Annotated in this window: 11 protein-coding genes, 1 tRNA gene and 1 pseudogene; 9 read left to right on the forward strand and 4 right to left on the reverse strand. The window is 39.4% G+C overall.

Annotation, left to right across the window (positions count from 1 at the left end):
- Window positions 1-35: 35 nt before the first annotated feature.
- Window positions 36-359, reverse strand: a complete 324-nt coding sequence (locus MWU56_RS16670) for a DUF6660 family protein (protein ID WP_410548935.1) — start codon at window positions 357-359, stop codon at window positions 36-38.
- A gap of 309 nt (window positions 360-668) precedes the next feature.
- Here MWU56_RS16670 and MWU56_RS09550 point away from each other — a divergent pair.
- Window positions 669-806 (forward strand): annotated as a pseudogene (locus MWU56_RS09550) (GTP cyclohydrolase I); the annotation flags it as partial.
- 88 nt (window positions 807-894) lie between these two features.
- On the opposite strand, the gene MWU56_RS09555 reads toward MWU56_RS09550, so the two are convergent.
- A tRNA-Leu gene (locus MWU56_RS09555) sits at window positions 895-976 on the reverse strand.
- 162 nt (window positions 977-1,138) lie between these two features.
- Here MWU56_RS09555 and MWU56_RS09560 point away from each other — a divergent pair.
- The 3 genes from MWU56_RS09560 to pth all read left to right on the forward strand — a co-directional run bounded on the left by MWU56_RS09560 (window position 1,139) and on the right by pth (window position 3,458).
- The gene (locus tag MWU56_RS09560; RefSeq protein WP_247044000.1) at window positions 1,139-2,080 is read left to right on the forward strand and encodes a ribose-phosphate pyrophosphokinase; all 942 of its coding nucleotides are present in this window, start codon (window positions 1,139-1,141) and stop codon (window positions 2,078-2,080) included.
- Between the two features lie 19 nt (window positions 2,081-2,099).
- Window positions 2,100-2,741, forward strand: a complete 642-nt coding sequence (locus MWU56_RS09565; protein WP_247044001.1) for a 50S ribosomal protein L25/general stress protein Ctc — start codon at window positions 2,100-2,102, stop codon at window positions 2,739-2,741.
- Window positions 2,742-2,828: 87 nt separating this feature from the next.
- Window positions 2,829-3,458 (forward strand): aminoacyl-tRNA hydrolase, encoded by a 630-nt coding sequence (gene pth, locus MWU56_RS09570; protein ID WP_247044002.1) that lies wholly within the window; start codon window positions 2,829-2,831, stop codon window positions 3,456-3,458.
- Window positions 3,459-3,462: 4 nt separating this feature from the next.
- Here pth and MWU56_RS09575 read toward each other — a convergent pair whose 3' ends face one another.
- Together MWU56_RS09575 and MWU56_RS09580 are read right to left on the reverse strand one after the other, a co-directional pair.
- Window positions 3,463-4,149: a hypothetical protein gene (locus tag MWU56_RS09575; RefSeq protein ID WP_247044003.1), complete on the reverse strand. Its 687-nt coding sequence runs from the start codon at window positions 4,147-4,149 to the stop codon at window positions 3,463-3,465.
- On the reverse strand, window positions 4,146-7,940 hold the full coding sequence (locus MWU56_RS09580) for a reprolysin-like metallopeptidase (protein ID WP_247044004.1): 3,795 nt from the start codon (window positions 7,938-7,940) through the stop codon (window positions 4,146-4,148). The genes MWU56_RS09575 and MWU56_RS09580 overlap by 4 nt, the downstream gene beginning before the upstream one ends.
- Before the next feature lie 56 nt (window positions 7,941-7,996).
- Here MWU56_RS09580 and MWU56_RS09585 point away from each other — a divergent pair, with 56 nt between their 5' ends.
- The 5 genes from MWU56_RS09585 to MWU56_RS09605 all read left to right on the forward strand — a co-directional run bounded on the left by MWU56_RS09585 (window position 7,997) and on the right by MWU56_RS09605 (window position 13,835).
- Entirely contained in the window at window positions 7,997-8,926 is a 930-nt protein-coding gene (locus MWU56_RS09585; RefSeq protein ID WP_247044005.1) for a bifunctional riboflavin kinase/FAD synthetase, read from the forward strand.
- Window positions 8,927-10,243 carry an HTTM domain-containing protein gene (locus MWU56_RS09590; RefSeq protein ID WP_247044006.1) on the forward strand — a complete coding sequence of 439 codons (1,317 nt, stop codon included), beginning with the start codon at window positions 8,927-8,929 and terminating at the stop codon, window positions 10,241-10,243.
- A 50-nt stretch (window positions 10,244-10,293) separates the two neighbouring features.
- The gene (serS, locus tag MWU56_RS09595) at window positions 10,294-11,565 is read left to right on the forward strand and encodes a serine--tRNA ligase (protein WP_247044008.1); all 1,272 of its coding nucleotides are present in this window, start codon (window positions 10,294-10,296) and stop codon (window positions 11,563-11,565) included.
- A gap of 77 nt (window positions 11,566-11,642) precedes the next feature.
- Window positions 11,643-13,427, forward strand: a complete 1,785-nt coding sequence (locus MWU56_RS09600; protein ID WP_247044010.1) for a tetratricopeptide repeat protein — start codon at window positions 11,643-11,645, stop codon at window positions 13,425-13,427.
- A gap of 90 nt (window positions 13,428-13,517) precedes the next feature.
- The gene (locus tag MWU56_RS09605; protein WP_247044011.1) at window positions 13,518-13,835 is read left to right on the forward strand and encodes a DUF4286 family protein; all 318 of its coding nucleotides are present in this window, start codon (window positions 13,518-13,520) and stop codon (window positions 13,833-13,835) included.
- Window positions 13,836-13,837: the final 2 nt, after the last annotated feature.

Here is a 13,837-nt window from a genome sequence, read left to right on the forward strand (position 1 = left end):
TGTCAAGAAAGTTTTGAACTAACAATTACAACAATTCAAAAAACCTGGGGAGGTTTTAAATCAAAAAAGTAAACTTCCTTGGACAATGGCTCCATATATGGCACTGGGAGTACTTTCATGACAGATTCAAAAGAATCCAATTCGATTAACTCATAATTTATGGTAAATCCCGAACATCTACCACAATTATAAAAGGGCGAGCAAGGTGATTCATTTTGATGTGGAACATCATCATGTGAATCATCATGTTCACAATAATTTAAAGAAGAAGATATTGCGCATGAGTCTTTGTCCTGACAACATGGAAATGATGACAAGGCTACAATCAATATGGACAAGATGACCGCCAAGATTTTCATACCCCAAAAGTATGAAAAATTAAACTTGATAAATGGGAAGAATGTATAGGTTCAATCAAAAAATCACAAAAAAAGAATATACATTTAATATTACCCAATTAAGGTTTTGGCCATTATGAACAGGGTTTATGTCTATGACGATAGCACATGCACTATAAAACAGCTTTTAATAAAGATAGACCAACAATATTAATCCATACAGATTTCACATTCCCTGTTTCACGTTTGGGTCTCAATTATTTTTTTGATTGAGAAAATTGCGGAGAGAACAATCCACCTTACCACAAGCAACACATTGAAAATGGGGACAAACATCTTTGTGTCTCGTCAAGGGGTATAAAGGATAAAAATAGTTTTACTACCACCATTGAATATGGCGGGTGTTTTGAAAACGAAAAAAATAGACAGGATTTTTTTAAAATAATCGGGAATGATGCCGTCATCTAGAAATTATCCGTGAAGTCACATCTATAACACATAACATATAATCAAAAATAAAAAAGGCCGAGATTTAAATCTCGGCCTTTACAATTCGTACCTTGGGAGGGAATCGAACCCTCACTCCCGAAGGAACTGGATTTTGAATCCAGCGCGTCTACCAGTTCCGCCACCAAGGCAAATGATACTACACTTTTTCAAATGCGAGTGCAAAGCTAAAAAAATATTTTTATTTATCCTCAAAAATACTTTCATTTATCCTTTAGCAACCCAATTTAATTCTTAAATTTGCACCTCTTTATTTAAATCCACTTTAAAACGCTAGTTAACAAGAGTTTGTAATGGCCTATCAAGTTCCCGAACCTAAAATTTTTGCATGTACCCAAAGTGTTGAGCTGGGTAAGAAAATCGCTTCCTCATATGGTGCCGAACTGGGGAAAGTCCAATTTTCACGCTATAGTGATGGAGAATTTCAACCATCGTTCGAAGAATCCATTAGAGGAGCACGAATTTTCATTATAGGCTCTACAAATCCAAGTTCGGAAAATTTGATGGAAATGTTGCTGATGTTGGATGCGGCCAAAAGAGCCTCTGCCAGACACATTACAGCTGTTATACCATATTTTGGATGGGCTAGACAGGACAGAAAAGACAAACCTCGTGTTCCTATCGCAGCAAAACTAGTAGCCAAAATGTTGGAGACCGCAGGTGCAACAAGGATCATTACTATGGACTTACATGCGGACCAAATCCAAGGTTTCTTTGAAAAACCAGTAGACCATCTGTTTGCATCCACATTGTTTTTACCGTATTTGAGAAATTTAAATTTGAACAACCTTTGTATCGCATCACCCGACATGGGAGGCTCCAAAAGAGCCTATGCCTATTCCAAAGCACTGGAATGTGATGTGGTCATCTGTTACAAACAAAGAGCAAAGGCAAATATAATTTCCCACATGGAACTCATCGGTGATGTAAAGGGGAAAAATGTAGTTTTGGTAGACGATATGGTAGATACCGCAGGTACCCTTACAAAAGCTGCCGATTTGATGATGGAAAGAGGAGCTGAAAGTGTACGTGCCGTAACAACACATGGATTGCTTTCTGGTAATGCATATGAAAGAATAGAAAAATCAGATCTAAAGGAATTGATTATTAGCGATTCCATTCCCGTAGATTATAATAAGGTAAAGGTAAAGGTATTGTCTTGTGCTGACTTGTTCGCTGATGTAATGCACAGAGTTCATCACAACACATCAATATCTTCAAAATTTTTAATGTAAATCAATTTAATTTATAACAATGAAGTCAATAACAATCAAAGGATCCCAAAGAGAAAGCGTGGGCAAGGTTTCTACCAAAGCCTTACGTAATGCTGGAAAGGTCCCTTGCGTGCTGTACGGAGGGGATAAACCAGTGCATTTTTCAGCTGATGAAATCGCATTTAAAGATTTGGTGTACACTCCAAATGCCTACACTGCAGTAATCGAATTGGAGGGTGGTCAAAAGTTTGACGCCGTATTACAGGATATCCAATTTCATCCTGTAACCGATAAAATCATACATATTGATTTCTATCAGTTGTTCGAGGACAAACCAATTACAATGAAAATTCCAGTGCGCTTGGAAGGAAATTCTCCTGGTGTACGTAATGGTGGACGTCTACTTTTCAGAAAAAGGAAATTATCCATTAGGGCACTCCCTAATCTACTTCCTGATTTTATCACTGTAGATATTTCCAAGCTAAAAATTGGTCAAACAATTGCTGTGGAAACCATTCTAAACGACGACTATACATTCTTACACCCAGATAGCACTGCTATTGTTCAGGTTAAAGCTTCTAGAACTTCTGTTGACGATGAGTTAGAAGATGAAGATGAAGAAGGTGTAGAAGGAGAAGGCGCTGAAGCTGGAGAGGCTCCACAGGCCGAAGCTGCGGAATAAGCACCTTGCATATTTACAGAAGCATCCCTTTTTACTTTGGTAAAATTTGGGATGCTTTTGTATTTTTAGACAAATTGAACACAATTGATGCTCACATTTATCCGCAAACTTTTTAGCGATAAAAAACAATTACTGACAGAAACCGACACCATGAAAAAATTTTTGATTGTTGGTCTTGGAAATATTGGGGCTGATTACGAGAATACACGTCACAATATTGGATTCAAAATCCTTGATTTTTTAGCAGAACAAGAAGGATTTACTTTTGAGAACGCGAAATTAGGAGCTTTGGCCACTTTTAAGCATAAAGGAAAAAGCGTGGTTTGCTTAAAACCATCTACTTATATGAACCTGAGTGGAAAAGCTTTAAAATATTGGATGAACAAAGAGAATATTAGCTTGGACAACATATTGGTCATTACAGATGATTTAAATCTACCTTTTGGAGCTATTCGTCTTAAAGGCAAAGGAAGTGATGGTGGACACAATGGGTTAAAGGACATTCAAAATGTTTTACAAACCACTAAATACAATCGGTTTAGGTTTGGAGTTGGTTCCAATTTTAATAAAGGCAACCAAGTAGATTATGTTTTGGGCAAATGGGACAATGACCAAGAAAAAGCCATGCCTGAACGCTTAAAAAAATCTACTGACCTTATACGATCATTCATATTTGCAGGCGCAAAAAACACCATGAACGAATTCAACGGCAAATAATAAACTAGAGCACTTTAAAATCGAACACTCCGGAATCTGAGGTATTTCCCTCTACATCCGTTGTTATTACTTTCCAATAATAAACCGTTCCAGACACTACGTTAACAGACAATTCCATAGTAGTTGCATTGGTACTGCCAGCAGTAGTAGTTGGTGGATTTACGTCCGAGAAGAAAATCTCAAAAGAATCAATATCATCGTCCACATCTGCACCGGACCATTCCAAAAGTACTTCATTTGCAATATTCTTTTGCACCGTGGAACCAGAAACCGGAGCGATTAATTGCGCTGGAAATGGTGCATAAGTGGTTTGTACTCCAGCATTGTAGAACAACCATGTTTCACTAGCAACCACCTGGTCAGAAGATGCATTCTGAGATGTTACGGACCACGAATATGGTGTCCCTTTTGCAATGGTAAGACTTGCCGATGTTGATGTTGTAGTTATATTCTGAGGGACATTGGTATCCAAGTTTATTACATTTAAGGTATACCTGTCCGTATTATTGGAGGCCATCCATCGAAAAGTAATCTGTGTGGATGTTTGATTGATATCGATTCCCGTAGTACACTCCGAATTTTCTTCGGGAAATACCAATGCAGCCCCTTCTGGAGCTGGCGGTGGACCATCATCGCCTCCACAAGAAACCATTAAAATTGATATGAACAGCCAAATTAAATTCCTGATCATCTTTTTATGAATTTAAACATTTCTTGTACCCCAGCTTTATCAACACCAAGGTAATAAATCCCCTTAGAAAGGTTGGATAAATCTAACTGTAGATTTTCGCCATAAACCGTTTTATATTGGGTTTGAACAAGCCTGCCGTTTGCCGTAAATATTTGTATTCCGACATCTCCTTGATACCCTCCCAGATAAACTTCTGTTATAGTTTCAACAGGATTTGGGGAAAGAACCGGCCTAGAGGAATAAAACAAGGTTTTTTCTATTACACCTTGACAAGGAATATTGGAATAAACCCTCAACACGTTCTTCCCTTCTTGCAAGGCTAACTGGATTTTCACATCTTCTGTTTGGGTTACCAATCCGTTCAATTCTACATTATAAAATGTAGCACCATTCAAGTCAACCGAAACAATGCCGGAATCCACTAGGGCATCTATAGCCAGAACATCTGGTTGGGTGATCACTAAATTAAAACACACCTCTTGGTAAGTGATCAAACCATTGGTGCCGGTAATGCAAAGGGAATAATCCCCGGCATTTAGGTTATTTAATGTTTGGGAACCTGTAAAATCCACAGACTGTGTTCCATCAGCACCATCCAAAACCGCCGTATAGGCTATGGAGGTATTAAAAGGTGTCACTGTGATTGAACCATTATTACTGGTGCGGCAGGTTTCGCTGTCAATTTCAATCTCAAAATTATCGGAAGCAAACCTATATATTGCACATCCGTTGGTATCCACTTCAATACCTTTTGGAGTGCCAAGACATAAATCATCCCCATCATCGAACACGCCATCATCATCTTCATCTGGTCGATAAACACCTTCTACACACATATCCAAAGAAAAACCGATTAATGACCCTCCGTCACCTGCAGCTGTATCTTCTATTTCCAATATCCACTCACCTAAAATTGACTCTCCTTTTAAAGAGGTCAAGGAACCTAAAGGGGTAACAGTTCCAGAAATTGCGGGGTTACCTGTACATTCAATGGGGTCTCCATCATCATCAAAAATTACATTGATATTGTTTAAATCGCCACAAGTATTTGAAATCAAGGTTACTTCGGTGCCCGAAGGGGATATAAGCGTGATGATCAAATCCTCCAAGTAGGTATGGTCCAATTCCAAGTTCACATTTACATCCGCAACAGGTAGGTCTTCAAGAAAAAGTACTGATGTGGTAATTATCGACGTGCCTGAAGAAGAAATGTCAATGGGCAAATCACTAGGCTCTCTGTTTTTGCAATCCACTTGGGATGTTATAAAATTGAATACGGTTCCAAAAGTTCCGCTGCCACACCCATTACTTGGTCTCACTCTCCAGAAATACTCGGTTTCCGACTCTAAACCGGATGTTTTATAGGTTGTGAACGGAATTGTTGCAGACTCCACAACATTGACAAACCCAACATCTGTAGCCACTTCCACATCAAAACTGGAATACAGTACATTTTCTTCCCAGTTAAGTTCCGTATCCAAAGATATACCGCCTTCTCCATTGGCAGGCGAAAGTAAGGTGACATCGGAAAAGGTACCATCTTGCACTAGAAGAGACAATGTCACACTTTTGTTTACCGATAACGAAGTAGAGGTTACTATAATATCGTATGTGCCGGGTGTAAGGGCATTTGTATTGGACAAAGTCAAATCTACAGCGGTATTGTTGATACTCGTCTCGGTTGGGGAAAAATTAGCGGACAAACCTAATGGTATATCTGCAGAAAACGTCGAGTTTTCATTAAAACCGGCGTAGGTTTCGTATGTAAATGGAATAACAATATCGTCCGGTTGACATACCTCATACGTAAGTGCTTCAAAATTGAGTACCACCTCCGATTCTTCTATAGTAAAGTCTGATGAATTGACCGCAAAGAAAATATTATTGCTTGCTTTTACCATGATTCTTGCCGTGGTTGTTACATCCCCTGGCAAAAGCACTTGCTCTGAGCCATCGTTAATAGTGTTTTCCAACAGCGTAATAGGAAAAGTAAGGCCTCCATCCAAAGAAAGAAAAACATCCACTGTTTGTGCATTGATGGGAGCAATGTCGGTATTGGCCACATCCCATGATATTTCTTGGATCGACCCTGCCGTATACGTTTCGCTGCCTGTTTGGGAAGTAACTACAAATGGCCCCGATGCCTTAACCACATTAACATCCAACACATCCGAAACCACTTGTCCACCACCAACGGCATTGTCTCTAACGGTACAAGCAAAACTAAAACTACGTTCTATTTCCGAAACAGTTTCCCATGCGTCACCAATCGTCGGATTGGTCTGTGTAAGATTTCCTTGAGCTATTTCAGATAACTTTGGAAAATAGCGTACTGGATCGGTACTAGGTGGAAGTGACCTAAAATTGGCTCCACTAGGGTTCGAGGATCCAAAAGTTGACACGGTTACCAAACCATCGTTTATTTGTTCCCAAGTATAGGTAAGCACATCCCCAAAGTCTGGATCCGTGGCAACACCTTCTAGAACAAAAGCAGTACCTTTTGGTATGGTATAATCATTTACAGGTGTAAGTACCGGCGGTGAATTAACCAAGGCTTCGGTCTGTGCGCATGATGTGGTTTCCAAGTAGGTAGTTATTTGAAGAATACTGTTGTAATGAAAATAATCATCTCCATGGGAAGCCACATTATTATCTCCTACAATTCCCGCATATCCCATTATAGTAGTCCCACTGGCTGGTTCGGCTTGTACACCCGTACCTTCAGACTCGAACGACCATGTATGGTTTGCACCGAACTGGTGACCCAGTTCGTGGGCCACATAGTCCAAATCGAACGCATCACCCTGCGGATTGAAAGCTGAAGAAAAACCGCTTCCCTTTCTATTGTCCACACAAACAGAACCAATAAAACCAGCATTGCCATTATCCTCCCCTTCATTTACTTTATGAAAAAGATGGCCTACATCGTAGTTTTCCTCACCTATTGTAGAGGTAATGGTTGCCTGCACCTCCGCATTTAAGGAATTGTCAAAAGGATCAGTATTGGGATTGGTAAAAATTATAAGATCATTATCGGCGACAAGTTCCAGAGTAACTCCTAAATCCGTCTCAAAAACCTCATTTACCCTTGTAATGGTCGCGTTTATACCAGCTAAAGCATCTTCCACAGTGCCACCCATTTCTTCGGTATATTCTCCAGAAGCCGAAACGGCAATTCTATATTTTCGGAGCACTTGTCCATCAACCAGAGGAACTATGGTTTTCGCCATTGTCCCAAATGATTTATCAAGAGTGCCAAGCAAATCTTTACTGGTTTCACAGATAAAATCCATTTTTGAAGAAAGGCCAACATCTTTATCGTACAGCACATAGGTATCCGAATTATTGGAAACAGGCTCCATAAATGCAGTTTTATTGCTATTTAAGTCAACAACCATGGTCTGCAAACCTTTATGGGAGCTACTAAGTTTTACTTTGTATCTTCCATTGGAACTAACCCCGGTATAGGATTTTATTGTAGGATATTTTCTGGCAAGGTCAGGATGAAGCACCGATGTCTCACTTAACTTAAAAGAAACCATTTCCCCATCATTATTAGGAAGGTAGACATAGTGATTGTTGTCTTTGGCAGTTGAAAAAGATTTCATTTCTTTAGAAAACATCTTCTTTTCCAATGTAAAAACACCCTTTGCACTAGAGACATCCTTTAAAGAAGCACTGCGCAGGTTGGTTGTTTTGGGAACACTTTTCCAATATCCTTGCTGTCCGTAAACGCAAAAGCAGCTAAAAATTATGGTTATTGAAAAAACTAGATGTAACTTAGCTTTCATACTTGGTTAGGCATAGTATAATTTCAAATGTAAGCCTTTTTTTATTTCTTGATCAGTTGGAAGCAATCCACAACATTTCTCATTTTAAAGACGTTCCACATCAAACGGTGGTAACCATCGGAACTTTTGATGGTGTTCACCTTGGTCACCGCAAGATATTGGAACGCCTCATAAATAATGCCAAAAACTCGGGATTAACATCCGCGGTGCTTACTTTTTTCCCTCATCCACGCATGGTACTGCAAAAAGATGTGGATATTAAACTGTTGAATACCCTCGAGGAGAAAAAGCAAATTTTGGAGACTTTGGGACTGGATTACCTGATTATTCACCCCTTTACCAAAGAATTTTCAAGACTTTCCGCCATTGATTTTGTTCGGGATATCCTACTCAACAGCTTAAAGGCAAAAAAAATAATCATTGGCTACGACCATAGATTTGGTCGTAACAGAAATGCCAATATCCAGGACTTGATCTCTTTTGGCAACGCTTTGGATTTTGAAGTAGAAGAAATTCCAGCTCAAGAAATCGATGATGTATCTGTGAGCTCTACAAAAATAAGAAGAGCGCTTTTAGATGGTGAAATAGAAACAGCTAACAGTTATTTGAATTATGCCTATATGCTGACAGGAACGGTAAAAAAAGGAAAAGGCTTAGGAAAGGGATTTGGCTTCCCTACCGCCAACCTTAATATCGCCGAAGCCTACAAGCTAATTCCAAAAAACGGTGCCTACGTGGTAAAAAGTAATCTGGACGGAAAGGATTACTTTGGTATGATGAACATCGGGTTCAATCCCACCGTTGATGGCTCCCAAAAAAGCATAGAAATCAATTTTTTTGAGTTTGAGGGAAACCTATATGATAAAAAAATACAAGTGCAATTATTGCACCGTATCCGCGACGAGCATAAGTTCAATTCCATTGAAGAACTTAAAGAACAATTAAGAAAAGACAAAAAACACTCATTGGAACTAATTTCCAAATAAATGCTCAGTCAATTTCTATTTAAGAGGATAGACAACGCACAGTTAGTCGTATTTAGAATATTTTACGGCTTATTGGTAAGCGTGGAATGTTATGGTGCCATAGCCACGGGCTGGGTTCGAAGAACATTGGTAGAACCCCAATTTACCTTTTCATTTATAGGTTTTGAATGGCTCCAACCCTTACCTGGCAACGGCATGTACATTTATTTTGCCATAATGGGCACACTGGGCCTCTTTATAGCCTTTGGATATAAATATCGTTTTAGTGCATTGGCATTTGCAATACTATGGACAGGAGTCTACCTAATGCAAAAAACATCGTACAACAACCATTATTATTTATTGATGTTGCTGGCCTACATAATGGCGTTTTTACCAGCCGACAGGGATGCATCACTGGATGCTAAATTAAATCCCAGGTTACGTACACAAACCATGTACAATTGGGTACGATGGTTCATTGTTCTACAGCTCTTGATCATGTACACCTATGCATCGATTGCTAAGCTTTATGGTGATTGGTTCGACCTAAGCATCATTGAATTACTAATGCAACCCAAAAAAGATTATTTTTTGATTGGGGAGTTGCTTCAAACAAAATGGGCACATAAAATAATTGCATTCTTTGGAATTTTATTTGACCTCCTCATTGTGCCGGCACTCCTTTGGAAACCTTCTCGAAAAATAGCATTTGTACTGGCCATTTTTTTTCATTTGTTCAATAGTATCGTATTTCAGATTGGCATATTTCCTTATTTGTCCCTTGCCTTCACAGTATTCTTTTTTGAGCCCCAAACAATCCGAAACCTCTTTTTAAAGACCAAAAAGGTAATTCCAGAATCGAAAACGATCACTTCCAAATCCAAAAACATAATTATGGTGGTTCTGGGCATTTACTTTTCGTTTCAATTATTTTTGCCCCTTAGGCATCATTTTTTTAAAGATGACGTATTATGGACCGAAGAAGGGCACCGTTTGAGCTGGCGTATGATGCTCCGCAGCCGTTCCGGAAACATTACTTTTAGGGTTGTTAATATCCAGACCAAAGACACAACTATAATTAATCTGAGCGACTACCTTACTAAAAAACAACGGAGAAAAGTAGCTTGCTACCCCGATTTTATTTGGCAGTTTGCACAATACTTAAAAAAAGATTACGCTGAAAAAGGAGAAAATGTTCAGGTTTTTGCCAAAAACAAAGTGCGGGTAAACCAAGCTCCACGACGGCAACTGGTGGACCCAACAGTAGATTTGGCAAGCGTACCATGGAAACATTTTACCCATAACGATTGGATTCTTCCCTCTGTACAGGATTAAACTTGGGCACTTCTTAATATTGGATTAAATTTGCGCCTCAAAACAAGGTCATGCTTCAAATACAGAACATTAGGGAAAACAAGGAAAGTATCATCACCGCTTTAAAAAAACGCAACGTCGATGCCGCACCTATGATATCAAAGGTTTTGGAACTCGATGAAAAAAGACGTTCCATCCAAACCGAACTGGACGCTACCTTGGCCGAATCCAACAAACTTTCCAAGGAAATAGGTATGCTTTTCAAAACAGGAAAAGCACCTGAAGCCAATATTCTAAAAGAAAAAACCGCTGGACTCAAAGAAGCATCAAAAAAATTAGGAGATGATTTAAACATTACAGCAGATGAACTTCTACAGCAACTATATTTAATTCCGAACATTCCCCACAATTCAGTTCCATCTGGCAACTCAGAAGAGGACAACGAAGAAATATTCAAAGAAGGAGAAATACCTACACTATCCCAAGATGCGCTACCGCACTGGGAATTGGCAAAAAAGTATGACATTATCGATTTTGAGCTAGGGGTAAAAATCACAGGAGCAGGTTTTCCAGTTTATAAAGGAAAAGGTGCTCGTTTGCAGCGCGCCTTAATTGCTTATTTCTTGGACAAAAATTCTGAAGCGGGTTACACTGAAATGCAAGTACCCCTCATGGTGAACGAAGATTCAGGTTATGGCACTGGTCAGTTACCCGACAAAGAAGGGCAAATGTACCACGTACAGGCTGATGACCTATATCTTATCCCAACTGCCGAGGTACCTGTCACCAACTTGCATAGAGGCGATCTATTGGCAGAAGGTGATTTTCCCATCAAATACACAGGCTACACTCCTTGTTTCCGTCGCGAAGCAGGTAGTTATGGAGCACACGTTCGCGGTTTAAACCGTTTGCATCAATTTGATAAAGTGGAAATCGTGCGTTTGGAGCACCCGAACAATTCATACCAAGCTTTGGATGAAATGGTGGAACACGTAAAAAATATTCTACGTGAATTAAAGTTGCCTTACCGCATCTTACGCCTTTGTGGCGGTGATCTTGGATTTACATCAGCTCTAACTTATGATTTTGAAGTATTTTCCACTGCACAAGACCGTTGGCTGGAAATAAGTTCCGTATCCAATTTCGAAACCTTCCAAGCCAACCGTTTAAAACTACGCTACAAAGATGAAAATGGAAAAAGCCAATTAGCTCACACCTTAAATGGCAGCTCTTTGGCTTTGCCAAGGGTATTGGCGGGAATCTTGGAAAACTATCAAACCGATAAAGGCATAAAAATACCTGAGGTATTGGTTCCATATTGTGGTTTTGATACTATCGATTAAGCGTTTAAACCATTAATTTGGATTCGCTTAACAGAATCCCCCACATTTCTACATTATATTTGAAATAAAACAAGCTCTTGCAACGTCTTTTATTTCTCATATTCCTTTTAACCAGCTCTATTGGGTCGGCACAAGAAGATTTCTTGGCCAAACAATACTTTAATGATGGAGACTATGGGAAAGCTGTGATCTTTTATGAAAAATTGGTCGAGACCAATCCACGACGTACTGATTATGCTGAAGGATTGGTAGCTTGCTACCAACAATTGGAACGCTATGACGAAGCCCAAACCTTTCTACTTCAAAAGATAGAGGATAGTTACGCCTTCCCTACTTTTTATATTGAATTAGGATATAATTTCACTTTAAAAAATGAAGCTGAAAAGGCCAACGAGTATTATGACAAAGCCATCAACAAAATAGAGGACAATCCAAACTATGGGTACAGCGTAGGCTATCGGTTCCAAAAATATGCGTTGCTGGATTATGCCATTCAGGCGTACACCAAGGCAATGGAATTAAAACCCGACCTCAACTACGATTTTCAGTTGGCCCGCATTTATGGTGAACAAGGAGATGTTACAAAAATGTACCAATCCTACCTCAACCTAATTTGGGAAGGACGCACTTCACGATCTAACGTATTACGGAACATCGACGATTTTATCACCGAGGACCCATCTAATGAGAACAATGTTCTGCTAAGAAAAGTACTGCTTCAGAATGCGCAAAAAGCACCTGATATACTCTGGAACGAACTCCTAAGTTGGCTTTTTGTTCAGCAAAAACAATATAATAGCGCCTTGAGCCAAGAAAAAGCCATTTATAAAAGAAGTGAAGGCCAGTCTGTAAATCGTTTGGAAAACTTGGGAAGCATTGCTATTGAGGACAAGGATTTGGAGACTGCAACCTCCATTTATGAATACATCGTGGATAACTCGGAAAATCCACGGACCAAACTCAATGCAGAATTAAGCTTGATTGATATTGCTCTGGAAAATCCGACGGAAAAAGTAGTAAAAGATATTGAAAAGCAATTTGGAGAGTTGGTTGAAATTTATGGAACCCAGAGTAGTACCCTTCAGCTACAAATTGCCTATGCAAATTTTCTAACCTTCAAAAAAGAACAACCGGACCCGGCCATTGCCATGCTCAAACAAAGCTTGACACTCCCAATGGCACGAATGACCAAGGCATACGTAAAACTTGCGCTTGGAGACATTTTGGTTTTCGACCGCAGGTTCAATGAAGCCCTAATCCTGTTCACACAAGTACAAAAAAGTGTGAAAAACGATATTCTTGGCCAGGATGCACGATTTAAAGTTGCACAAACCAGTTTTTACAAAGGTGATTTTGATTGGGCGCTAACCCAGTTGAAAGTACTACGTAGCTCAACTTCCCAGCTTATTGCAAACGATGCCATGCAATTGAGCCTATTAATTTCTGATAACTCGCTCGAAGATTCAACACAAACTGCTTTAAAAAAATACGCCAGGGCAGATTTGCTTGCTTATCAAAATAAAAATAAGGAAGCGATTGAAGAACTGGAAGACATTTTGCAGAACCACAAAGGTGAGAAGATTGAGGACGAAGCCCTGTTAAAACAAGCAGAACTATTGGTAGAACAAAAACAATATGAAACTGCAGAATTTAACTATCAAAAAATTGTGGAGTTCTACGCTGACGGTATTTTGGCAGACGATGCCCATTTTGCCTTGGGAGAATTATACGCCAACATCTTGGAAGAACCCGAAAAGGCCAAAAACCATTATGAAAAAATAATATATAATTATCAGGACAGCTATTATTTCCCCCAAGCCCGTGCAAATTTTAGAAGACTGCGAGGAGATGCAATCAACTAGTTTTTGGTAATTTCATCAAAAGCGGGTATGCGATAAGTAGATGTCTAAAATATTACACTAATTTCACTCACAAAGTTACATACGAAGCATATGCTCATATACAACGTTACCATCAATATAGACAAGAATGTTCATGATCAATGGTTGACTTGGATGAAGGACAAACACCTTCCCGACATGCTTGCCACCGGAAAATTCTCCCATGCCAAAATGGTCAAGGTTTTGGTGGAGGAAGATATGGGAGGCATTACTTACTCTGTGCAATATACCACTCAGAACAGGACCGTCCTCGAAGCATATTACAGAGAAGATGCCGAACGTCTTCGCGCGGATGCCCAAAAAATGTTCCCTAACAAATTCGTCGCCTTTAGAACCGAATTGGAAGTTATAAGTCAACAAATACGCTAAAA

The sequence above is a fragment of the Allomuricauda sp. F6463D genome (assembly GCF_023015965.1).
Taxonomy (GTDB): domain Bacteria; phylum Bacteroidota; class Bacteroidia; order Flavobacteriales; family Flavobacteriaceae; genus Flagellimonas.